Source organism: Vreelandella aquamarina (assembly GCF_044805175.1).
GTDB classification, from domain to species: domain Bacteria; phylum Pseudomonadota; class Gammaproteobacteria; order Pseudomonadales; family Halomonadaceae; genus Vreelandella; species Vreelandella aquamarina_B.
Genome location: NZ_CP085232.1, coordinates 3,101,429 through 3,125,070, shown reverse-complemented (window position 1 = coordinate 3,125,070; position 23,642 = coordinate 3,101,429). Strand labels below are relative to the sequence as shown.

The window sequence follows — 23,642 nt, the reverse complement described above, 5'->3', positions numbered from 1 at the left end:
CTCAATCCAACCGAACGACTTTGAGCGATTCAATGCCTCGGTTATCAACAATCTTCACCGCAATACACTGGTTATTGCCTGGCTCGAAAGGTAACGATTTAGTACCGTGGTACTGGTCTAACAGCGATTCATTGAGTTCAGCACGGATGTCTTTCTTCAGCTTGTACCAGCCGTCTTTCTTTCCAGCCATAGGGAAGAACACCTGGCGTGGGTAAAGCGAGCGGTCATCGTAGTCGGTGTCCAGCTCCCAAACCGCGATATCCCGCTTACCACCCGATTTCAGCTCGCCCGTTTTAGTATCAAAATAATCGAAGCCATGTACTTCTACCTGTAACTTGCCACCTTCTAGCTGATGAACTTCTACATCCGGTTGACCCATGAGCCAGAAAGACTGGTTGCTACGGCTGTTTTTCTTCAAGTCTTCGGTCAGCAAGTCGGTGTTCATCTGTACCCGTAAGGCCTGAATGCCTCGGATACTGTCGATATCTTTGGCGGCCTCAGGGTCGAAGGTGAAGGCACAGAACACCAGTAGCTTGGGAGTAGGGAAAAGGTCGCTGGCATCATTTTTGGCAATCTCTACTTGTCGCTGTTCTAATGCGGCATACTCCGGGCCAAAGCTAACAGCAACACGCTCACCAGTATCAGCCACTGTGCCAATGGCATGTAAATATTTACTTTCCAGGCCACTAGGTAAAGTCTTCAGGTCCATCAATTTGAGGTGCTGGCCGCCTTTGCCGCGTATCCCCGCCTTTAATAGCTCATCCCGCCACTGGGCATGGCGTGAGGTGGCACCAGAACGAGCAACAGCCACATCGGCCTCTTTGGGTTGTTCCGCCTCATCTAAACCAAGCACCGTCGCAAAAGGTACGGCTTCCACAGTGAAGGGGCCGGTAATACGCAGCTTGTCTTTGCTGGCTTCAGGCTGATCGTAGAGCGTTTCTTGGCCAGCATGGTTGGCAATGCTTTCATCCATACGCTGTTGCATACGAATACGTTGTTTATGGAAATCCTCAAAGGCATGAAGCGCTTCTTCTGGCCACTCTTTAGGCCAATCAAAGGGTACTTCCCACTCCAGCAGGGCATTCATAGGGGCTTCTTCACCGCTGGGGAGCGTAGTGGTTTTACGGTCAGGGGCGGTAAAGTCAACTTTCTCTCCCTTGCGGCCTCCTTCTGTCACCGTGAAAGAGGGAGCTGACTTTTTCTGCAGCTCACCATTGAGCCAGCCCAGTGCCTCAACGATGGCAGGGTGGTACTGATCATAAATTTGATCAATCTCGGGGTTATTGGCAATCGATTTGAGGGTGATATGCGGCACGGTCTTGTAGATAAACCCACCGCTTAAACCTTCTTGCGGGTACTTGAGATCGAAGTAGTCGTAGCTGGCGGTCATCAAGCGCTGCTTGGCCAAAGTGACAGCTACACGGGATGTGTCACAGGTAATCCAACGCCGGCCCCATTTCTCGGCCACATAGGCAGTAGTGCCAGAGCCGCAGGTAGGATCAAGGACTAGGTCGCCAGGATCGGTGGTCATCAGTAAACAGCGCTCAATAACTTTTGTTGATGTTTCTACTACGTACTGTTTGTCGGATGCAAAGCCAGCAATGCTGGTGTCGTCCCAACTGTCGTTGATGGGAAAAGCAGGAAAATCATCAATAAATCTAATGTAATAGAGGTTATCTTTGCTGACTCCTACCCGTTCGCTTTTTAGAAGGTTTTGTATGAGGGAGGAGTCTGTTTTCCAGTATCCTTTCGGATAAAATGAGCTCCCTTTGAGTAATACGTCATATCTCGTGCCAGGGCTTTGGCTAGTGAGATTATCAAAACGGAAGACTCGCCCCTCTGGAAGTGAGGTTGGTGATACTTTTTCAGCTTTAGTGAGTGATCTTTGTTGGCCGTTAAGTAATCTAATTTTTCCATATGCTGAAGACCCCAGCCCACCGATAGATTTCACATGATAGAGCTGACGATATTTTATAGCTTCTCTGTTTTTTCCATACCAAACTAGGTAGTCAGAAACGCCGGCTAACAAGTTTGATGTGGAGCTAGAGGTTTTTCGAAAAGCAACAACACTGATGAAATTATTTGTGCCAAATACCTCATCCATAAGTTCCCTGACATGGTGTAGGTTCTCATCAGAGATCTGTACAAACACTGACCCACTATCACTGAGTAGCTCTCGAGCCAATAACAACCGATCACGCAGGTAGGTGAGATAGGAGTGAATGCCCAGCTCCCAGGTATCCCGAAAGGCCTTGATCATCTCCGGCTCTTGGGTCAGATCCTCATCCTTGCGGTCCTTCACGTCCCGCTTATGGGTAAATGGCTGGAAGTTGGAGCCGTACTTAATGCCGTAGGGCGGATCGATATAGATCATCTGCACCTGCCCAGCCATACCTTCTTTCTGCAGCATGGAGTTCATCACCAGCAGGGAGTCACCGGCAATTAGGCGGTTGGCCCAGTCACGTTCATGCTTATAGAAGTCGATGGCTTCACGTAACGGTAGGTTTTCAAATGGCGCATGGAACATATCCGGCTGAAAAGCACTGCCGCTTTTCTGGCTAGCTTTCATGCGCTTTTGCACTTCACCCAGAATCGTCGCTGGGTCGATCCGCTCGTGGACGTGCAGAGAAACCGTATCCACGTCAAAACTGGTTCGTTCAGCTTTGCCTGCCCATTGAAGGTACGGCGACTGAAGGCGCTTTAGCTCTTCTAACGCTGCCCGCATCTGCTCTTGATCACCCGATGCCAAGGCATCATCAATCAGCGTTTCTACCTGGGCACGATTAGCAGAGGAGTCAAACTGTAGCTCAGGGTCTAAGTGGGGGTCATACGCCCACATGGTTCGTTCTTCTACACCATCGCTGGCGGTATCCACCATGCCTACGTGTGGGTTGTTCTTGCGCTTTTCATCGTGACGGTAGGAAAGCACCTGAGCTTGGTCGGCCTTCTTCTGGCGGGCTTTGCTGGTAGGAGCTTTCCTGGTGGGTGCTGATGCCAGTGGCGGTTCAGCAGGCACCTCCTGCATTTTCAGGGTGAGGTCGGGTTCTTTGTTGGCAACCTCCGATGATTGAACCAGGCAAACAGATCCTCCACGACCACGCCCTTTACCCAGCACGCCTTCCTCAACCAGGGCATCGCGTACACGCTCAAAGGCGCTTCTATCGATGCTGCTGTCTTGATCAGTAATCAAACCCAGTAACTTGACGTTACCTACAGTAGAGCCGTCCTGTGGAACGCTTGAAAGAATTAACTCACGCAGTTGGGTATCGGTAAGGCTCATGGGGGCATCCCTGTCATACATCAGAAGGTGTCATTAGGGCGAAATAGTGCCTGACCCACCAAGAAATGAGAAGGCGACAGCGTAAGGACATGGTCACTTCGGCCACCAACCCACTGTTTTTAGGGCTGTCATGAGTACCAACCTGGATCTGACAATTAGTCCAAGATGATGAAATTTTTCTAGGTTGAATTAGGTTTTGATTGTACGATTTTTTACCCAATCCAAGAAAAAAAGTATGAAACAAAGGCGATTGCAACCTAATGGCAGCTGCCACCATGGAAAGGCTCAAGGAATCGATATCCCAGCTTGGGTGAACCGAAACCTACAAGCCTTGCAGAACCAGATCAACCAAACCGGCCGGTCATCTGTAACCGCGTCGGTACTTACACGATGTGCCAGTAAAGGAAGCTACGAACATGCTTGACCAGTTAAAAGACCTTGTTGAGAAAAAGGGATGGATTCGGTTGTGGTTAGTCGTTGGTCTAATAATGGCCCTCATGGGCCTGTTTGCTGAAAGCGAAGGGTTGATTTTGCTAGGGATACTGGCCATTGGTTTAGGCTGGGTGTTGCGTTGGGTGGTGCGAGGGTTTGAGTAGCAATGCAGGCTAGGCTCCGCAAGGAGCCTTTTTTATATGGGAAATATTTATTTTAGTTCAATAAGTTATCATTATTTCTGCCTAAGTAATGGTCAGCATCCTTGCACAAGGCCTCTCCTATAAAGAGACTGTCTATATATACAGTTTAAGGAGGGCCATACCCATGTCACTGAATGCTTCATTTGTCGGAAAAGCTGATCCACTGGCTAGTTTCCAGCCTATACCTATGTTCTCCAGCGCTGTTAGGGCTGGCTTTCCATCACCGGCCGATGATCACCTCGATACAGAGCTAGATCTGCACAGCTATGTCGTAAAACGACCAGCGGCTACCTACTTTGTGCGTGCCGAAGGGGACTCCATGATTGGTGATGGAGTCCATCACGGTGATTTGCTTGTGGTGGACAGAAGCCTGGAAGCCCTTCCCGGACGCATCATCGTTATCGCTGTAGATGGCGAACTCACTGTGAAGAAGTTGGATCGTATTGGCCAGCGAACCTATCTCAAAGCCAGTAACCCTGCTTATAAGCCCATTCCTTTAGACGGTCGAGAATCTCATGTTTGGGGCGTGGTCACCCATGTGCTCCACAGCTTGCCGGGAAGTATGTTGTCATGATGGCTCTAGTCGATTGCAACAACTTCTATGTGAGCTGTGAACGAGCCTTTAATCCTCGTTTAGAAGGAAAACCGGTGGGTGTCCTATCCAACAATGATGGATGCATCGTAGCTCGCTCAAACGAACTCAAGGCATTGGGCATCAAAATGGGGTCTCCCATGCATCTGCTGCCTCCCCACATACGTCGGAAAACGGTTCTGCTTTCTAGTAACTATGCCCTGTATGGCGATATGTCTAGGCGCATCAATGAGGTCCTGGCGGAGTTCTCTCCCCATGTTGAGGTGTACTCCATTGATGAAAGCTTTGTCGGCTTCCAAGGATTTGAACCAGGAACACTAGAGGAGAGAGGTCAGCTATTACGCCAAACCGTACGGCAATGGACCGGCATTCCGGTATCTGTTGGATTTGCACCGACCAGGGTGCTTGCCAAAGTAGCGAACCACGCTGCAAAGAAGAACGATGCTTTTCGGGGTGTCTGTCTGCTAGAGGCTGACAGCCCAGTTACCATTGCCTTACTTAAGCAGCTACCCGTGACAGAGCTTTGGGGCATTGCCCGCCGAACAGGTGAAAGGTTACAAGTCATGGGGATAGAAACTGCTTGGCAGTTACGAGAGGCAGACCCTAAACACATTTGTCGACGCTTCTCTGTGGTTCAAGAGCGAATTGTATGGGAGCTACGTGGTCAGCCCGCTATTCACTTGGACGATATGAGTGAGCCAAAACAACAAATCATGGTATCTCGTTCATTTGGCCGGCTGACTAGTAGCCCTCACGATCTGCGTGAAGCGTTAAGGCAGCATGCCTGTCGAGCAGGAGAAAAGCTTCGCAAGCAAGCCAGTGTCACCAGTGCTGTGATGGTCTTTGTTCGCACCAATCCCTTCCGTGAAGACCTTCTGAACCGTACCGGGATTCCCGGAGGCTCCAAACCTTGAGAGGATGGAGCCATGAGCAAATCAAATCGATATTCCCCTGAAGTTCGCCAGCGGGCGGTACGTATGGTCTTCGACCACGAGGCAGATTATTCCTCCCAGTGGGCAGCCCTCGGTGCCATCGCCCCAAAAATCGGCTGTACGCCTGAAACACTGCGCAGTTGGGTCCGACAGGCCGAGCGTGACACAGGGTGTCGGGAAGGCGCTACGACCTCCGAGCGTGAACGGATCAAAGCGCTAGAGCGTGAAAACCGAGAGTTGAAGCAAGCCAACGAGATCCTACGAAAGGCCTCTGCGTATTTTGCCCAGGCGGAGCTCGACCGCCGCGGGAAGTGATGATCAACTTTATCGAAGATTACCGAGCGTTATACGGGGTCGAGCCGATCTGCCGTGTCCTGCCGATCGCCCCGTCGACGTACTATGAGCATCGTGCCCGCGCACGCGAGCCCAACCGAGCGCCTCCCCCGCAATAAACGTGAGCGCTGGCTGAGGGCCGAAATTCAGCGCGTCTGAGAAGAGAACTTCGGTGTCTACGGCATCCGCAAAGTCTGGCGTCAACTACACCGAGAAGGCACTCCGGTGGCTCGCTGCACCGTCGCTCGCCTGATGCGCCAAATGGGGCTGCGCGGTGTGATACGTGGTAAGCCGGTGCGTACGACTGTATCTGACCCTAACAAGGCCTGTCCGGCGGATTTGGTCAAGCGGCAGTTTCAGCCAGCTCAGCCGAACGTACTGTGGGTATCAGATTTTACCTACGTTGCCACATGGAAGGGCTTTGTTTATGTCGCCTTCGTCATTGATGCGTTTGCTCGCCGAATCATCGGCTGGCGAGTTTCCAGTACACCTCGAACCGATATGGTGTTGGATGCGCTTGAACAGGCGCTTCATGAGCGCCCTCAGCGACCTAAAGGTGATCTTATTCACCACAGCGACCGAAGCGTTCAATACGTCTCAATTCGCTACACGGAACGTTTAGCAGATGCCGGCATTGAGCCCTCTGTCAGAAGCGTGGGCGATTCGTACGACAACGCAATGGCTGAAACCGTGATAGGGCTTTTCAAGACCGAAGTGATTCGCCGACGCGGACCATGGCGGCAACTAGAAGCGGTTGAGTTTGCAACGTTGGAGTGGGTCGACTGGTTCAATCACCGGCGGTTACTGGAGCCGATTGGCCACATCCCACCAGCAGAGCGAGAAGCCATGTATTATGAGCAACAGAGTCAGGCAAATAAGGCTGCTTGACTCAAACTAACGGGTCTCCGAGAAAACCGGTACGGTTCAAAAGTGTTTGTGGGCCTATTCAACATAGACCCACAAACCGATGTAAAGCTCTCTGGTAAATCCGAGCTCCACAGCGTTATCAAATGCTAGCGATTCGTCATGGTGCCAGGGTTAGTCTCTTTGACAAAGTACTCTCCCTCTAGCTCATTCAGCAGAGACAGCGTATTACGTGCCATTACTAGGCCCATCTTAGCGTGCTGACGGATGAATACCGTTTCACCTGGTGCAACGTCTACATCAATCGATGCCCAGTTTTCCGCTTTGGAATAAACCGTGTGCTGTCCCGGCTCAACTGGGAAATAGATATGCTGGCTACCACGGGTATGGCCAACCTCGGACGCATCCTCTTGGTCATTCAAAAACACATTAAAGCGAACCAGGGTGCCTGTTATTTCAGGACGTACCACATACACCATGCCTTCATCAGCAGAGGGTTGCTGTGGCAGCTCAAAGCCCTGCAATGCTGCCTGCATATTGCTTGAGGAGGGTGCTTTGGCAGCACAGCCGGTGATCAAAGCCATAGCGACTAATGCCAGAACCAGTTTTCCCATTCCCTGAAGTTTCATGTATCCCACCTTTGTCATCCCTTGAGCGAGAGTGATCTCGCTAATTCGTTTTGTATTAGCCATAAAAGGCTTCGAGTGCTCCGATATTGGAGCCCTTGGCCCATGATATCGGGCAATGTTATGTTAACTGTATTTAGCCAAATGTCATCCCGAAATTAGGTTTAATTGATATAGGGCAGCAAGCTAAGTAGTGGGTGTTGTTGGAAACCAAGCGCAGGATCAGTAAAGAGAGCCCCTGACCATAATTCTCACGGTGCTTTTTTAGAGATTATTGGCTCATGGTGGTACCTACTTATTCATCTATGCCTCAGTAGTGACAGGGGCTTTGAGTCAAGGGACAGTAATGAAGCCAGGAATCTTACTTGTAGCAGGCGCCATGATGGGGCTGGCAGGTTGCACATCTAACATCCAGCATGGAAGTGGTGATGTGCAATCAACGGTGGCGGGGGAGGCTTATACCCTCAACTTGGAAATGGATCAGCAGATCATTCCCGGTGTTTTAGTCAACGACATCAGGTATGACGTATCTCTCTACGTAAATGGTGTTCGTACTGTACGTGGGCCTTTACATAAAGATGGCTCTGGTAGCCTTCAAGGCAGTTATGAGGGAAAACCAGTAGAGCTGGATTGCCTCAAGCCACATGCCTTTACCAACATTCGGTGCGATGTACATATTTCGGGCAGGAAAGTTGAGACACTGACCTTCAAACCAGGCGCCCGGTGATAAACCGCTGATCTTAGCCAACAACGCCAAAACCACGGGGATGTCATCCATGATCGTGACAAATTGGGTTACCCTAAGTATTCAATTTGTCACCCAAACCAGTGACAACCATGATCTTACTCGTGGTTATTTCCACTGTTCTTAGGTGGACTCTGCCTGTCCACGACATAAAGCTGGCATCGGCGTTGTGACCTAGTTTGATACCAGCCTACAGCACTAGCAGTTACCGGTATGCACCACCACCATACTGGTTCAAATTGTTCCTATCGATATTGACCCGGGGGTCATGTTGGTCACGTATCTGAGCGGCTGGGTCTGCCCCATAACGAACTCGATCAGCAGGGTTGTTGAGGTCGTATTGGTAGCTAGTTCCTGAGCTACTACGGTAGCGTGTTGTTTCTTCTTGGCGAGTTTCTCTGTTGGAACTTGAACCCCATCCACTGTTGTTCTCTTGACCGAAAGTGACCGTTGGGGTGACTGGTTCCCAGGCAGATGCTTCGAAAGCCAATGAAACCAATAAAAGAACTGAAGCTACAGTTACCTTCTTCACGTTTTCATTCCTATGAAAATACACGTTCATGTGTGCTGGCTTATACGTCCTGTGGGTACTGAAGGTGTGACGTACTCGTCTGCTCCCTTAGGCATCAAAATGCCTAAGGCAATATAGCGCCGTCCTTGGTGCTTGTATGTAGAGACTTTCCACTATGTGCCTGAGTTATGGCACAGAAGATAGTGGTGCCAGTCAGTGTCAGATGACTGAGTGGGTAGTGAATCGACTCTGCTTCCAACCGGTGAACCAGGGGTATCCTCCTAAGCTCTATGGCTGATGGAGAAAATAATAGAACACTGCTTCTTAAAAGCCTTGGTAAGCAGTGGATAGCCATTTGTGCATAGGGGTAAGCAAGCCTACTCTGAAATTGAAAGCAGAAGCACCAGCCTGTTCGTCGTGTTCAGCAGAATCAATAACCCTTTGAAAATCACTTAGAGAGGCACATCGATATGGATGAGTACTACCCAAAACCAGCTGTTATCTCAAATACCTCAGGTATGGATGTCCGCATCACCAAGACGGTACGTATGCGTCAACGCTTTGGCATGATGCTTAAGGAAGAAGCCTACCGTCAAACCATGGAGACAGGTCTAAAAGTCAGCGAAGCTGACCTGCTTGATGAAGCCTTGGAAGAGTATGAAGTGAGGCTGGCAATACGTAAGAAAAGAGAGGGGCGCTGTTAGATATCCTCCCAACCAAGTCAGTGCAGCAGCTACTTTGAGGGGTATACCAAGAGGCTTCTGTTGACGATCAGGTGCATAGGTGAAAGCACACCGACGTGTAAGAGCCAGTCGCTAACAGCCTCGTTGGTGACAGGTGAATCCCGCGTGTGCTGCTCAGCCTAGTCTGTGGCTTAGAAAGTTTATTCCATTGCAATGCCAGAAGCATGTATGCAGAGCACGTGCTGCTAAAAAGCACACCTGTTGCTAAAAGTGTTGCTAGATAAGCAGGAACAGGGGGAAGTGATCGTATCGTCATCCACACAGGAAAGGGCTACTGCTCGGGCGGTAGCTGAGGCCAGAGCATCAGATCGATAAGGATCAATAGAGATCATAGCCTCGTTGCTAGCTGACGAGTGAAAGCGGTGAAGTGTTTGGTACCTTCCATTCTATTGAAGCCATACTTCTCAGCAAAAGCTTGAATCGATGGGGAGCTAGCTTGTTCGATGCCAATGACGTTGTACTGCCGCTCACTGGCAAAGTTAACGAGGAGTTTCAGCAGGTCGGTACCATACCCTTGTCGGGTCTTATGGAAGCCTATACGACTTAGCACAAGGGCTTTGCCTCCCCAGAAATCATCTCCCGTTTCAAGGACACGAATATATAGATCGAACCTCTGTCTACGAGCGTCGATAGCAAGCCCAAAGGGGGAGGGGTAGGCACACGTAGCTTTATACCCAAATCGCGTCTTCAAGAAGCTATTTAGGCGGCTACAGAGGGTGTCTATGTCTGGGGTGATACGGTGGGCAAGGCATGGAGTCATGATAAGCACGTCAGCGGGAAGTGGAGTCGTTGATCCTATCCAGCCGTTGAGCCAGGGAGCAATATTAAAATACTGAACCAGGAGTATGAGATGTAGTGGCGCCTACCCTGCCAAGCAGCTATGAAGACGTCGGTGGGCTTCACTTAAGTAGCGAACCAAGCCCCCCTCCCATATGACCATTGATATCAGTCTACTGACGCTGGTTGGCTTGGAGACAGAAAGGGCTATCCCCAAGCCAGGGGATGCTTCATATCTACGAAACCTCCACACAACAGGGGAATGTTGGTAGCACTGACTAGGGGGGATAGCCTTCTGGATAAGGTAGTGGATGAGATATATAGTTCTCATCTATATAAGTAATAAAACCTACGTTACCTATCCCCCCTGCCGGGGGATAGGTAACGTAGGTTAAGTCATTATATATAATATATATAGGAGATTAAGCCGGGGATATACTATTAATATTTATATATTTATATATTTATATATTTATATATTTATATATTTATATATAGAGTTTGATCAGATTCATATGGATTTTTGCAAGGCGTAATTTGGCGCTCCGCTTGGATTGTAAGGAGAGAATACGCCCATGCTTTTTAAGGCGCAAGCAAAATTTTAGGTGATGAGCGTTTTTTTTAAGGCTTCTGCTTCCAGTGTTTCGGGAAGCCTTAGTGCTTCCTGTGTGCTTATTAATAAGGCCGTAGGGGCTTTTCTAGGCTAAGGGCTATATATAAGGGTGGTGGCGCTTTAAAAGCTCCCAGAAGCCCTTTTTAAGCCGTTTCATAGGAAGGGTGGCACTTTTGGAAGAGCCCACTTTTAGAAGCCGTGACTGCTTGGAAGCTATGGGCAGAGAAAAACCAAGGAATAGGGAGGGACATGGGTAGGCTGGTTTTGTTTTTAACGCAGATTGCCAAGAGCGCGACACGGCACAAAGGTGGTGTAGTTCTAAGGATTATGCTGTTAGTTACAAAATTTAGGATCACAAAAATCAACATTAGCTATGAGCAGTAGCATTAAGAGAGCGTGCATCGTATCGATCGCCTCTCCATGCACCTTGTGGTTGCTGTGCTATCTGATCGTGACCTGTTCGTTTGTGACACTGAGCCAGTAGATAGCAGTCACACACTGGCATTCAGTCAGTTTGGCGCATATCGCTCGGCACCAGCATGAAGAACTGCTACCTATAAACACACCAAGCTATAAGTGCTTTAAGAAAGGGTGTGCTTTGTAGTTTTGTAGGGCACAGTGCCAGCATGGATGAGAAGTAGGATCGATATCGTTTTTTCTCTCCTTTCCCCAGGCGGTGCCGGAACGTGCGCAGCAGACACTCCGCCGCTGCGCGTCGGTCTCTACTGCTTGTTCCTTACCGTCTGGGGAAAGGGAGTTAGCTGCTTGTCAGTTGTGAAGGCTTTAAAGATGCGGTTTAAAAAAGTAACCTATCTATTAATTCTTTAATGAAGGGTGTTCTTTTTGCTTCATCTCACTGGTTCAAGATATGTGCCCTCGAATGGGTACTGATAGCCATTGGTAAACGATCATGGGGCAGCTTGCTTCAAGAAAAATATCCATGGGTGGCTGAGACAACAGTCGTGCTTGCTGGAATAATGCCTGTCTTTTTTACTTAGCATGGCGCCTAGCATGATCCAAGAAATCCAGCATGTGAGCGGTAGGTGTGGTGGTGGTAAAAGTCGTGAAACGATCAAAGCACTCATTAAGTATTTGGCGGGGACACAGCCTGCTGCAGAAACGTATCTCTTTGCTTCCAAAACGCTTGAGTTATCAGATCAGAACTATCAGTTAATGCTGGGTGAGGCGGCTTCGTTTTCCAACGCTATTATTCCGGTGAAGAAAGTCGACTCTTCAACCTGTGCAAGCTCAGTGTTACTGGCTCTGATAGAGATCATGAAAGAGGGCTTTCGTGGCGTACTGTTCATTACTCACAAGACACTGGCGTTGCTTCCTGAAGAGCAGTTACGCGGTACCTATGTCCTCATCGATGAGGTGCCACAAGTCCTGGCAGGTTCTTTAATGGTTCGGTATGACCTCAAGGATAAAGGTCACTCATGGGAAAAATACTTGGATGTAACGGCGTCTTCCTGTGGGTCTGGTGATGTCGTGCAGTTGGCTCCTCACGTAGATAGAGGTGAGGTGAGCCGTCGTATCAGTGATATTCGTTGCGGGCGTGATACTACGACAGCACCAAAAGTGGCGGATCTGCTTGAGTGCCTACTGTTAGGCAAAGAGCCTGTTTATGCCTCTAGGAAATCCTCTGTGAATGGTGTGGAACAAGTCTACCAATGTGTTCATTACCACCGGCTCACCAAACTGATCAGCAGCGTAGCGTTTCTAGCGGTACTTAGTACACAGCTTTCAAGCACACTCTTTGGCTTCATTGCGGAAAAATTACTGGGCATACCCATCGTAGAAAAAGACCCAAACCCCGCAATGAAGATAGAAAAGAAACATGAACACAAGGTGACGATCATGCCTGTACTGTCGTCAGGACGTTGGTCATCGACTTTATTAAACTCTCAAGCTAGCGAGACGCTTACACGCAACGGTAGTGCGGTACGGTCAACAATGACAGTAGCGGAGCTTGCCCAGGCCTTTGCTAAAAGCCATATAGGCAGTAGACCATTCCTACTGACACTCAACAGAAAGATAAAAAAGTTGGAAGCTCTGGAACAGCACGGGGTTATACGAACCAATACTGAGGTGCATGGTTTGAGCAGCTATGAACACGTGCATATCGGAGTGTATCTGGCAGCAACCAACCTTACTCCTTTTGACGCAAGGGTATTTCGCAAATTCGCCGCACGAAATGGTTTGAATGCCGATGACCTATTGTACGCTATCAAAGTTGAGCGCTCCTATGAAGCTGCTTACCAATGCATCGGGCGAACAAGCATTCGTCAACCTGCCAACGGTACCAACCGCCATCTGATTATCGTGCCAGATTTAAAGTATGCGTATTATCTGCGTGATAACTGGTTCGATCCAGCTAAGGCAGATATATTGGCTCGTTATTCTTATCAGACGAAGCGTGCATACGAGCTTGCAAGGGCAAAAAGGCATCGGTTCAATAAAACCGTATCAATTCTGCAGAGCTATCACGATAAGAATGGAAAGCTGAAATATCTGGTGCCAGCGGCAGGCATCTCCATGACCTCGTTTAGGAAGTATCTGAAAGAGTTTGAGCAACCACTGACGACAAAGCGTTTACTACCTCTTAAGCCAAAACGAGGGCCAACCAAAGAAAGACTATATGTTAAAAAATCGGCAGTGACGAAGGTGCTATAGCTAAGTGATTGATTAATTTGGATTGGTAAGAAGTCAACATACTTCTATGTAGACTTCTTACCTATATACTAACCCTATCACAATAGGTCGTTACGACGAAGAACGCCTATATTCTATCAGTCCCCTGGTTCAATAAATGTCAGATGCAGTCTATGCACGCTGACAGTCCAAGACTTCTTAACTAATCAGGATCAGTCGAAGCCCTTACGGCTTGGACAGTGAGCTGCAGCTAACCTGGGTTAAGGGCTGACGACATCGCTAGGTAGTATCACCTTCATTGCTACTCGTCTAAGTCCAACTGCGTTGAGCCCAAGCCAAGTGGCTTGTGTGACCGTCTGACTACTGAGGGCATAGTCGTGAAGCCACTAATAGAACAACCTCAAGGCATTTGCTTTCATAAGCCCCTTTTTTTGAAGACTTTTTTGCTTTTGGTTGTGTTGCCAGGCATGTCGTTGGCCAGTGAGCAAGAGCAGACACAGGTAGAAAGCACATTACCCTTCTTAATCATGTCAGAAGACCCAAGCCCTACTATGAATTACGGACGGCCCTACGTAATCATTGCAGAGGAGTACGACATAGCACAGTTCCCACCCCAGGTGGGTGAGGGTCCCTGGCTTCCTGAGGCTCGACTAACCCCCAGTGTCGAAGACATACCGATGCAGGCCTTCGCTGATTTCAAAGCGAAGATCGAAGAGGCTTTTGATCTGATGGGTGATGCACCTGATAGCAACTACCAACTAGAGTCGATAGAGCTTCACGTTACCGCTAGTGCAGAAGGGAAGTTATTGATTGCTACTGCTGGTATGGAAGGTGGGATGAAGCTGGTTTTCAAAAGGAGATGATAACTTGTCACTACCTAGAAACCGTGTGCTGACGAAACACCATCTCAGATGAGCTGGCGTGTCGGCCAGTATATGAAAGCACTCACGCTTGCTCTGTAGGTAGCTGCATCAATGGCTCTGTCCGACTTGAGTCAGCCGCAGGTTTTCACCATTTTTATAAAATTCGTACGGCCCCTGCTGATAGCTATCGGTTGCTGTTCACACAACTACCCCCCCGGGGGTGCCTAGCTCAGAAAAAACATCATTGGCCCCCTGGAGTTCACTGGTTCAGCAGTGAGCTTTATTCCTATGCACAACACAACACAACACAACACAACACAACACAACACATCCAGCCAGACAGTTTGTAGTCTTCCCTGAGTCTGTGCTGATGCTCTCATGGCTACGCCCTTGTGCTGGGTCTATGTTAGTAGTGGTAGCAAGTGACCAGACCTCAACACCACAAGAGCGAGCCAATATGAGAGATGAGTGTGGCTCCGCCACTCTTGTGAAAATGGTAGGAGCAGGCACTGGAGTCAGCAGAGCTAACCGGTTTCCTAGACTAGCTAAGCAAAGTCAAAATACGTTAGCGGATAAGGGCGAAAGCTCAGCAGCTAACATCGGCCCTGTGCATAGCTAACGTCACTCTGACTCCTCATTACCTTGGCTCCAGAGTAACCGGTGTCTGCTTGCTGGTTCATGCAATAGCAGTCATCCGTACCGCTTTTCCCAATCAAATCTTTATACCCCTGTGTCGCTCTCATCCATGGCCTCAGTCGCCAGTGGAGGTATTGCTACACCTTTTATTCGTTACTCCACCCTTTCAAAAGGAACCCTTGATGAATGCATTTTCGTCTCTGTCGGAAGACAGTATGACCTCCACCCCGTCTTACCTTGTGATCAGCCTGGCTCTCATGCAGCGTGAGCATCAACGTCTGGACGTGGCTGCCATGCGTCTACGATCGCGTGTTATACCTGTCGAGCAGCTTTATGAGTTACGACAGCAATGGCAGACCACTCTGGGCTTTTTGGCTCACTTACCTCCGCTGCTGGCGTCACTGGATCGGTTAATTGAACAGTACGAGCACGGCAATGTGGCTGAGGCCGCTTATGGTGATGTGCTGTACCAGATCGCTGTCTATCGTAATGCAGGCTGGAAGTGTTTAGAGCAGCAGTACGGTCATCTTGGCCATTACCTAGATACTAAAGGGATACTTCGAGCCAGTTACCTTCAACTGTTCACGGATACATTCGAAGCTAGTGCAACCCTCACAAGCCAGGAATCTGCCGATTTGCTCCAGCGTTTGCATCCACAATGGTGTGGAGGGCCTTGGGCAGAAACATGCAGGGAAATACATGAGCGAAACCAGAAAGTGCTGTCTGGTACGCTAGCTCGTTACATACTGCGCTCAATGGCTGGATCGATGGGTGTGACAGTGCAAGGCAGTAACGGTATGAACCAAGCTGCAACAGCTTCCAGACGCCAGCCCACTCAGTGAATCCACCAATGAACCAACACAATATCTACACACTTCTTGGCTGGGTGGGGCGAGGCTTAGCGTCGTGGTCCCTCTATGCTCAATACACTGCTTACCTAAAGCCTTACATTATGTTGATGGGCTGAATTCAAGGGGACTTCTTTATTGTCAGCATAAACATGCAAGGGAGGGGAAGTGGGGGCGTGGCGCTTCTATCGTCTGTGCCATATCTTTGTCCAGAGTAGGCGATGATGAGCTATCCAGATCGCGTTGGTTGGAAACCCACAATCCCACGATGCCCGCTCACAAACAGCGACCCAATCTTGCTGGATCGTATACGGTGTCTAGTTCTCCTAGCCGTTGTGCAACCGTAAATTAGACAGATGCCACTTTCAAAAAAAATCGAGTGGCATAAGGCTAACCAATAGATATCCCAAAAGAAACGGCGAACCAACACCATTTTTTTGGAGTTTTGCCTCTTTAACAGTGATAACAACATTAGGTGTAAGAAAAGAGGCCCTTGTTGGAGCCAGTGAAAAGGAACAGATCAGAAGGGTTTAGGCCTTCCATGGTGGGTGACATCCATGGGGCGAGGCTTCATGCCATAACGTATATTGATCTAAACGTTATTCTACGCCGGTTCAAATTAGATATTCATTGATTAACTCGTTGCCTTCGAATGTCCTCGTCATGGACGCGTAGCCTGCCAATCTCCATGCTGACCTTGATGTATTTATATTCCATTAGGCTATATGTTTATTGGGTATTTTGGTAAATTCCTGATCTTGGCAATCTTCACCAAATATATGGCTCCCCGCCTATCGTGCCTACTTGAGCATTTGTTGACGTGCCAGCTGATTCAGCATTTTTTCATTTGTTATGATGACTAGACTTTTTAGACAAAAGAGGCGATATGCGATCGCGTTGAACCTTCGCCTGCCAGGTGCATTTCATGACAATGTTATCGAATGAAAACGACGCTCCAGGACATCGTGGCCGGCGTTCGTTTATGTGCGTGATCAGGTTGCCTTTTGCTACGCTGCGCGGGCGCTTAGTCGTGGGGGCCGTGGCGCTGTGGATTTTGCTTTGCCTTATTTTCCTGGCTTTTGGCTGGCAGGCGGGCAAGCTCTTGGTCAATGAGACTAACCATCAGCATCTGCGGTATGAGGCAGAGCTCATTAGCAACTCGATCACCCTAGATGTGAATGAGCGGTTCAGAGAGCTTGAGCGTTTGGCCGAGAGAATTTCTCTCCCCAAGCAAGGGGCTCTACTCGAACACCATGCGTATACGATGGAGTCTCTCTTTGAAGCGATAATAGTCTTTGATCTGAGTAGCCGAGTCGTTGACGAGTGGCCTATCGACGTAGGACGCATCGGTAACAATTTTGCCGACCGTGAATATGCTCGGTTTATGCATGCTTTCAAAACGCCTTATGTCAGTGCTCCCTTCATTGGACGCATTACCAACACGCCGTTGATACTGATGTTGGTCCCACTATATGACAACGAGGGTCACTACAATGGTTTTCTAGGTGGTTTGGTCAATATTAAGAAAAGCCGCCTGTTCAACAACTTTGATCAGCTCCGTTTAGGCGATGGCGGCTATGTCACGATCTCAACTGCCGCTGGTCAGCGTATTTACGCTCCGCATCAGCAAGAAGCCATCGTGACGTTACCCGACACCATTTCCCCCGTCTTAAAGCAGGCTCTGGATGGCTGGGAAGGAGAAAGCTTGGATCATTCAATATTTGGCGATCCTCAACTAGTGGCCTATCGACAAATTTGGCCTGCAAACTGGGTAGTTGGTGTGCACTTGCCACAAGCCCAAGCCGAAGCCCCTCTTATTGCGGGCATGAAGATCATCACCACTTACGCCGGGGGCGCGCTTTTGCTTATTTTCCCCTTGGTGTGGGGGGGGATTTGGTTGGCATTACGTTCCCTGGCGCATCTTGCTCGACAGATTCAGGAGCTTCAAGACGGACGCCGCTTTGTATTGAATATTCCGACAAATATGAAGGAGCTTCGCACCGTCATTGATGTTATTAACTCCGCGGAGTCTTCGCGTCAGGGGAGCTTGCGTGACTTAGCTGAAAGCGAAGCCTTGCTGAAAGGCACGTTATCTGCTTCTCCACAGGGTATGTTTGTGACTGATCAGCGTGGCCAAGTAACGTTTATAAATGATGCTCTACAACAACTTTTGGGTAATGACACTCCTCGTGATCTGAAACACTGGTGCGACCGAGTTCACTCTGACGACCGCCAAGATGTTGAGGCTGCTTGGTTACACAGCCTTGAAAATCAGACGAGCTTTGCTCGTCAATTCCGCTTCCTAGATGCCGACCAGAAATCGTACTGGTTAGACGTGCATACAGCGGCCGTTCGGGTCAGCAATCAGTTTATTGGGACCGTCGGTACGGTGCGCGATATTACTCAACATCAAAATGAATATGCCCAGAAGCACTGGGAAGCGGAGCATGATCCTCTTACTGGTTTACTCAATCGTCGTGGCCTGAGGAGGCATCTCGAAGAGTTGCTTATCCAATGGCAAAGTATGGAAAAACCGACGGCGGTCATACTTTTCGATTTAGATCACTTCAAACCAGTCAATGATCAAGGTGGCCACGCTTTAGGCGATCAAGTGCTGCAACAGGTCGCGAACATCTTACAGAGTGAAATTCGCAGTAGTGATTGGGCAGCTCGCCAAGGCGGGGATGAATTTGCCGTCATAATGCCAGGCTGTACGACAGCGCGTGCGCTTACCATTGCAGATTCTCTGCGTGGAAGCATTGCTGCAAGCTCGATTGAAGCGCAAGGGCGTCAATGGAAAGTCACGGCCAGTATTGGGGTGAGTCATTTTCATCCAGGAGATAAGACGATCGACGAGGTTCTCAATCGTGCCGATACGGCCAGCTATCAGGCAAAGCAAAGTGGACGTAATAAAATCGAAGGTTATGTCGATGGCTAGCTGATAATCACTGTACTTTCCTGGAATATAGGTACTTTCGTGCGACTTAGGCCCTTCATATGTATGAAGGACTATCAGGCAAGGTGATGCTACTTCAGAGCAGCGGCACGATTTTAGAGAGCTGTATTACAGCTTCTGGAAGGGGGGAGATGTGTTGTTGCTATACAGGAAGCCCTTCGATACGAAGTTGCTGATGCTTTTAAGCCAGTTACACCGAGTGTCTGCTCAAGCAATACCGGCACCAGGAATGCCTAAAGCTTAGTGATCCGTCGGCTGGGCTGGCTTATCATGAAAAGGCTCAGCAAATATGACGTAGCCGTAGTTCGTGATCCTTGGAACCTATATGGAACCTAGAACCAACACAAACAAAAACGGCCACTTGCTCTAAAAGCTAAGTGGCCGTTTTCATTAAATTCGTGGTCGGAATAGCAGGATTCGAACCTACGACCTCTGCCTCCCGAAGGCAGCGCTCTACCAAGCTGAGCTATATTCCGAAAGTTGCTAAGGCGCGCTCAACAACGGGACGAATCATACGCAGGCGAAGGGCTTTTTTCAAGCCCCTTTTGCGTGGTTTATACAGAGATGGCAATGCAGGCGGTTAGGCTTGGCGGTCCACCGCTAGGCGGGCGAGTTGCGCCATGCTGTCGCGGTAAGGGCTTGGGGGCAGGGCTTCTAGTTCGGCCAGCGCTTTGTCTGCCATCTCTTCCGCCCGTGCGCGGGTATACTCCAGCGCACCGGTAGCTTGGATGATCTCAAGAACGTCGTCTAGCTGCTCGAGGCCGCCTTTGCGGATTACCTGGCGAATCAGTTTGGCCTGCTCGGGGGTGCCGCGCTCCATGGCGTGGATCAGCGGTAGCGTGGGCTTGCCTTCGGCCAAGTCGTCGCCAACGTTTTTGCCCATGGCCGTGGCGTCGCCTTGATAGTCCAGCAGGTCGTCAATCAGTTGGAAAGCGAGGCCTAGGTAGCGGCCGTAATGCTGCAGGGCGCGCTCTTGCTCTGGTGTGGCCTCGGCGAGCACCGCGCCGCTATGGGAGGCGGCTTCGAACAGCATCGCGGTTTTGCCCTGGATGGTCTCGAAGTAGTCCGCTTCGGAAATGCTGGGGTTGCCAATGTTGGTCAACTGCAGCACTTCGCCTTCCGCAATCACGCAGGTCGCGCCGGAAAGGATCGCCATGATACGCATGGAGCCGACGTCGACCATCATCTGGAACGAGCGGGAGTAGAGGAAGTCCCCCACCAGCACCGAAGGCGCGTTGCCCCAAGCATCGTTGGCGGTTTTCTTGCCTCGGCGCATGTGCGATTCGTCCACCACGTCGTCGTGTAGCAGCGTCGAGGTGTGCATAAATTCGATCAGCGTGGCGAGGGTAATGTGTTTGTCGCCCTCATAGCCCAGCGAGCGGGCCGCCAGCAGTACCAAAAGCGGGCGCAGGCGCTTACCGCCGCTCTCGATAATATACTGGCCGATGGTCTCTACCAGCGGCACTTTGGAGTTGAGCTGCGCCACAATGGTGCGGTTGACGGCCTCGAAGTCATCGGCCACCACGGCGTGCAGCGGTGAAGGCGAAGGGCTGGCAGGCGGGGTTGGAGAGACGTTGGCTGTCATGGGTTCCGTTCATCGCGGCGGGTAAGAGAGTGAGGCCATGCTATGGGGCTGTCTGTAAGGCGTCAAGGTATAGCGCGACGGGGAAAGCGTCTGGGTGATTGACAAGCCCAGGTAGCCTTGTGGTAGGCGGCGATAGTCGTTATAATCCGCGACCCACTCATCATGCTCCCTGTCAGATGGCTGCCAAAAGGGGCGCCACTCGCAGCAGGTCGATAAGAGCGGAAGGCGATGAGCGTTGGTTACGCGGGGCGTAACCGGCATTAACGACAAGTCCGGAGAGCGACATGTACGCAGTTATTAAAAGCGGTGGCAAACAGTACCGCGTTCAAGAAGGTCAGACCCTCAAGCTCGAAAAAATCGAAGTCGCTACCGGCGAAACGATTGAGTTTGATGAAGTGCTGCTGGTTGCAGACGGCGACGACGTTAACGTTGGCGCTCCGCTGGTAAGCGGTGCCAAGGTTTCCGCTGAAGTTGTTTCCCACGGCCGTGGCGACAAAGTCACCATCATCAAATTCCGCCGCCGGAAGCACCACATGAAGCGTCAGGGCCACCGTCAGTGGTACACTGAAGTCAAAATTACCGGAATTTCTGCGTAAGCAGCCAATTCCCTTTAGGAGGATTTTGCAATGGCACATAAAAAGGCAGCCGGCTCCACGCGTAACGGTCGCGATTCCGAATCCAAACGCCTTGGTGTGAAACTGTACGGTGGCCAAGCGGCAACCGCCGGTAACATCATCGTTCGTCAGCGCGGCACCCGTTTCCACGCCGGCACTGGCGTTGGCGTTGGTCGTGACTACACGCTGTTCGCACTGAACGATGGCGTCGTGAAGTTCGAGACCAAAGGTCCGAAGAACCGTAAATTCGTCAGCATCGTTTCTGCCTAAGCAACCTCGGTTGCTTTGTGTAAGTGGGTTTGTGTGACTTACGCAGTGCGAAGATGACGAAAAAAAGCCCCGCCATGGCGGGGCTTTTTTGTCTTTTCGATCCCTTTTGCCCGCATAAGGCGGGTAGGGATAGCGCAGTTAGGGCGGCGGAAGCGGCCGGGAGAATCCAATGCAGTTCGTCGATGAAGCCTCGATTATTGTTGAGGCAGGTAAAGGCGGCAATGGCTGTCTGAGCTTTCGCCGCGAGAAATATGTGCCCAAGGGTGGCCCCGATGGTGGCGATGGCGGCCACGGTGGCAGCGTTTATCTGATTGGTGATGATTCGCTCAACACCTTGATTGATTTTAAATTTCAGCGTTTCTACAAAGCTGAAAATGGGCAGGGCGGCATGGGCCGCCAGATGAGCGGTAAAGCCGGGGAAGACCTGCACGTCAAAGTGCCGGTGGGCACCACGGTGATTGATGAAGACACCCTTGAGGTGATTGCCGACGTGACGGAAATCGGTCAGGTCGTGCTAGTGGCCGAAGGCGGCCGCCGTGGGTTGGGGAACATTCACTTTAAATCCTCCACCAACCGTGCACCGCGCCGCACCACGCCGGGTACCGAGGGCGACCGCCGTAATCTTCGCCTGGAAATGAAAGTGATGGCGGATGTGGGCCTGCTGGGTATGCCCAACGCCGGTAAGTCGACGCTGATTCGTTCGGTGTCGGCGGCTAAGCCAAAAGTGGCTAACTACCCGTTCACTACGCTGGTGCCGAACCTGGGCGTGGTGAAGCTCGGTATGCATGAGCACTTCGTGATGGCCGACGTGCCGGGGCTAATTGAAGGTGCCTCTGATGGCGCGGGCCTGGGGCTGCGCTTCTTGAAGCACCTGACCCGCACGCGGCTGCTGTTCCACGTGGTCGATGTGGCGCCATTTGATGAGTCCGACCCGGTGGAAGCGGCGCAGGCGATCATTCACGAGCTTGGCCAGTTCTCTCCGGCGCTCTCCGAGCGGCCCCGCTGGCTGGTGCTAAACAAGTTTGACCTGCTGCCGGAAGATGAGCGCGAGGCGCGCGCCCAAGCGATCATCGAGGCGCTGAACTGGGATGGCCCCGTGTTCCGTATTTCGGCGATCAGCAGCGAAGGCACCGATAAGCTGGTGCAAGCCGCCTACCGCTGGCTCACCGAGCAGCAGCGCTTGGAAAACGAAGACGAAGAGGCCCATGCTCGCGAGCAGGAGATGCGCCGCCGCATGGAAGAGGAGTCGGTGGCCCGTACCGAAGCCCGCCTTGGCCGTCGCCGCAAGCGCGACGACGAAGAGGACGATGACGATTTCGACGACGATGATTACGATGTCGAAGTGGAGTACGCCCCGTAAGTTAGCGGCGTGCTGGGTAGGATGAATCGCGTGAGCGCAATGGCGTGGGAGAGTCGCGACGTGGAACACAACGAGCAGTTGCCGGGCCGTGAGGCGCTGAGTAGCGCCCGCCGGGTAGTGGTCAAAATTGGCAGTGCGCTGCTCACCAACGATGGTCGCGGGCTGGATGAAGCGGCCATTGGCGGCTGGGTAGACCAAATTGCCGCGCTTCACCAGCAGGGCAAAGAGGTGGTGCTGGTCTCCTCCGGTGCGGTAGCGGCTGGCATGGTGCGCCTGGGTTGGCAGGCGCGCCCCAGCGCCGTGCACGAGCTGCAGGCCGCCGCTGCCGTGGGTCAAAATGGCCTGACCCAGTGCTACGAGCAGCACTTTGCGCGTCACGGCATGCTCACCGCGCAGATTTTGCTCACCCACGACGATCTCTCCAACCGCAAGCGCTACCTGAACGCACTCTCGGCGCTGCGCACGCTGGTCGAGATGCGCGTGGTGCCGGTCATCAACGAAAACGATACCGTCGTTACCGACGAGATCCGATTTGGCGATAACGACACCCTCGGCGCGCTGGTAGCGAACCTGCTGGAAGCCGATGCGCTACTGCTGCTCACCGACCAGGAAGGCCTGTTCGACGCCGACCCCCGCCACAACCCTGACGCTACGCTGATCGCCGAAGGGCGTGCCGACGACCCACGTTTGGCCGCCGTGGCGGGCGGCGGCGGGGCGCTGGGCCGGGGGGGGATGAGCACCAAGGTACGTGCTGCCCAGCTCGCGGCGCGCTCCGGCGCGGTGACCGTGATTGCCAGCGGCCGCCAGCCGGAGGTGATTACTCGCGTCATGGGCGGCGAAGCGCTAGGCACGCTGTTGCGCCCGGACCAAGCCCCCATGGCAGCGCGCAAGCGCTGGCTGGCTGGCCAGCTTCAGGTGCGCGGTACGTTGGTGCTAGATGCAGGTGCGGTCAACGTGCTGCGCGGCAAAGGCTCCAGCCTGCTGGCGGTGGGCGTTCGTGACGTGCAGGGCAACTTTAAGCGCGGCGATATGGTGCTGTGTGTAGACGAGCAGGGCGCTCGCGTGGCCAAGGGATTGGTCAACTACGGCGCTGACGAAGCCCGCCAGCTAGCGGGCCAGCCAAGCCATCAAATCGAAGCCATTCTCGGCTACGTGGAAGCCCACGAACTGATCCACCGCGACAACCTGGTGGTAGTTTGAACGGTGG

General features: G+C 51.4%; 16 protein-coding genes, 1 tRNA gene, 1 pseudogene and 1 other annotated feature. Of the genes and pseudogenes, 14 read left to right on the top strand and 4 right to left on the bottom strand.

The window, feature by feature from the left end; genetic code table 11:
* Position 1: 1 nt before the first annotated feature.
* Entirely contained in the window at positions 2–3,280 is a 3,279-nt protein-coding gene (locus LG300_RS14490; protein ID WP_404376011.1) for a site-specific DNA-methyltransferase, read from the bottom strand.
* A 416-nt stretch (positions 3,281–3,696) separates the two neighbouring features.
* Here LG300_RS14490 and LG300_RS14485 point away from each other — a divergent pair, with 416 nt between their 5' ends.
* The 4 genes and pseudogenes from LG300_RS14485 to LG300_RS14470 all read left to right on the top strand — a co-directional run.
* Positions 3,697–3,876 (top strand): hypothetical protein, encoded by a 180-nt coding sequence (locus tag LG300_RS14485; protein ID WP_404376010.1) that lies wholly within the window; start codon positions 3,697–3,699, stop codon positions 3,874–3,876.
* Positions 3,877–4,039: 163 nt separating this feature from the next.
* Positions 4,040–4,489 carry a LexA family protein gene (locus LG300_RS14480; RefSeq protein WP_404376009.1) on the top strand — a complete coding sequence of 150 codons (450 nt, stop codon included), beginning with the start codon at positions 4,040–4,042 and terminating at the stop codon, positions 4,487–4,489.
* Positions 4,486–5,421 (top strand): Y-family DNA polymerase, encoded by a 936-nt coding sequence (locus LG300_RS14475; RefSeq protein WP_404376008.1) that lies wholly within the window; start codon positions 4,486–4,488, stop codon positions 5,419–5,421. The genes LG300_RS14480 and LG300_RS14475 overlap by 4 nt, the downstream gene beginning before the upstream one ends.
* A 12-nt stretch (positions 5,422–5,433) precedes the next feature.
* Positions 5,434–6,657, top strand: a pseudogene (locus LG300_RS14470) (transposase); the annotation flags it as partial.
* Positions 5,712–5,828 (top strand) — a sequence feature (AL1L pseudoknot). It overlaps the preceding pseudogene by 117 nt.
* A gap of 128 nt (positions 6,658–6,785) precedes the next feature.
* Here the strand turns inward: LG300_RS14470 and LG300_RS14465 are convergent.
* Positions 6,786–7,265 (bottom strand): hypothetical protein, encoded by a 480-nt coding sequence (locus LG300_RS14465; protein WP_404376007.1) that lies wholly within the window; start codon positions 7,263–7,265, stop codon positions 6,786–6,788.
* Positions 7,266–7,608: 343 nt separating this feature from the next.
* On the opposite strand from LG300_RS14465, the gene LG300_RS14460 reads away from it, so the two are divergent.
* The 6 genes from LG300_RS14460 (at position 7,609) to LG300_RS14435 (ending at position 18,588) form a co-directional block, all read left to right on the top strand.
* Positions 7,609–7,989 (top strand): hypothetical protein, encoded by a 381-nt coding sequence (locus tag LG300_RS14460; protein WP_404376006.1) that lies wholly within the window; start codon positions 7,609–7,611, stop codon positions 7,987–7,989.
* 999 nt (positions 7,990–8,988) lie between these two features.
* Positions 8,989–9,222, top strand: coding sequence for a hypothetical protein (locus LG300_RS14455; RefSeq protein WP_404376005.1), 234 nt, complete (start codon positions 8,989–8,991; stop codon positions 9,220–9,222).
* Positions 9,223–11,662: 2,440 nt separating this feature from the next.
* Positions 11,663–13,324 (top strand): hypothetical protein, encoded by a 1,662-nt coding sequence (locus tag LG300_RS14450; RefSeq protein WP_404376004.1) that lies wholly within the window; start codon positions 11,663–11,665, stop codon positions 13,322–13,324.
* Positions 13,325–13,680: 356 nt separating this feature from the next.
* Positions 13,681–14,166 (top strand): hypothetical protein, encoded by a 486-nt coding sequence (locus LG300_RS14445; RefSeq protein WP_404376003.1) that lies wholly within the window; start codon positions 13,681–13,683, stop codon positions 14,164–14,166.
* An 818-nt stretch (positions 14,167–14,984) separates the two neighbouring features.
* Positions 14,985–15,644 carry a hypothetical protein gene (locus LG300_RS14440; RefSeq protein ID WP_404376002.1) on the top strand — a complete coding sequence of 220 codons (660 nt, stop codon included), beginning with the start codon at positions 14,985–14,987 and terminating at the stop codon, positions 15,642–15,644.
* Between the two features lie 931 nt (positions 15,645–16,575).
* Positions 16,576–18,588: a diguanylate cyclase gene (locus LG300_RS14435; protein WP_404376001.1), complete on the top strand. Its 2,013-nt coding sequence runs from the start codon at positions 16,576–16,578 to the stop codon at positions 18,586–18,588.
* 417 nt (positions 18,589–19,005) lie between these two features.
* On the opposite strand, the gene LG300_RS14430 is transcribed toward LG300_RS14435, so the two are convergent.
* Both LG300_RS14430 and ispB read right to left on the bottom strand, forming a co-directional pair.
* Positions 19,006–19,082, bottom strand: a tRNA-Pro gene (locus LG300_RS14430).
* 104 nt (positions 19,083–19,186) lie between these two features.
* Complete coding sequence (gene ispB, locus LG300_RS14425; RefSeq protein ID WP_404376000.1) at positions 19,187–20,191, bottom strand: octaprenyl diphosphate synthase; 1,005 nt, start codon at positions 20,189–20,191, stop codon at positions 19,187–19,189.
* 284 nt (positions 20,192–20,475) lie between these two features.
* Between ispB and rplU the strand changes: the two genes are divergently transcribed.
* The 4 genes from rplU to proB all read left to right on the top strand — a co-directional run bounded on the left by rplU (position 20,476) and on the right by proB (position 23,635).
* Positions 20,476–20,787, top strand: a complete 312-nt coding sequence (gene rplU / locus LG300_RS14420; protein WP_404375998.1) for a 50S ribosomal protein L21 — start codon at positions 20,476–20,478, stop codon at positions 20,785–20,787.
* Between the two features lie 30 nt (positions 20,788–20,817).
* Positions 20,818–21,075 (top strand): 50S ribosomal protein L27, encoded by a 258-nt coding sequence (gene rpmA, locus LG300_RS14415; protein ID WP_139527922.1) that lies wholly within the window; start codon positions 20,818–20,820, stop codon positions 21,073–21,075.
* A 169-nt stretch (positions 21,076–21,244) separates the two neighbouring features.
* Positions 21,245–22,435: an Obg family GTPase CgtA gene (cgtA, locus tag LG300_RS14410; protein ID WP_404375997.1), complete on the top strand. Its 1,191-nt coding sequence runs from the start codon at positions 21,245–21,247 to the stop codon at positions 22,433–22,435.
* Between the two features lie 39 nt (positions 22,436–22,474).
* The gene (proB, locus tag LG300_RS14405; RefSeq protein ID WP_404378046.1) at positions 22,475–23,635 is read left to right on the top strand and encodes a glutamate 5-kinase; all 1,161 of its coding nucleotides are present in this window, start codon (positions 22,475–22,477) and stop codon (positions 23,633–23,635) included.
* The last annotated feature ends 7 nt before the right edge of the window (positions 23,636–23,642 follow it).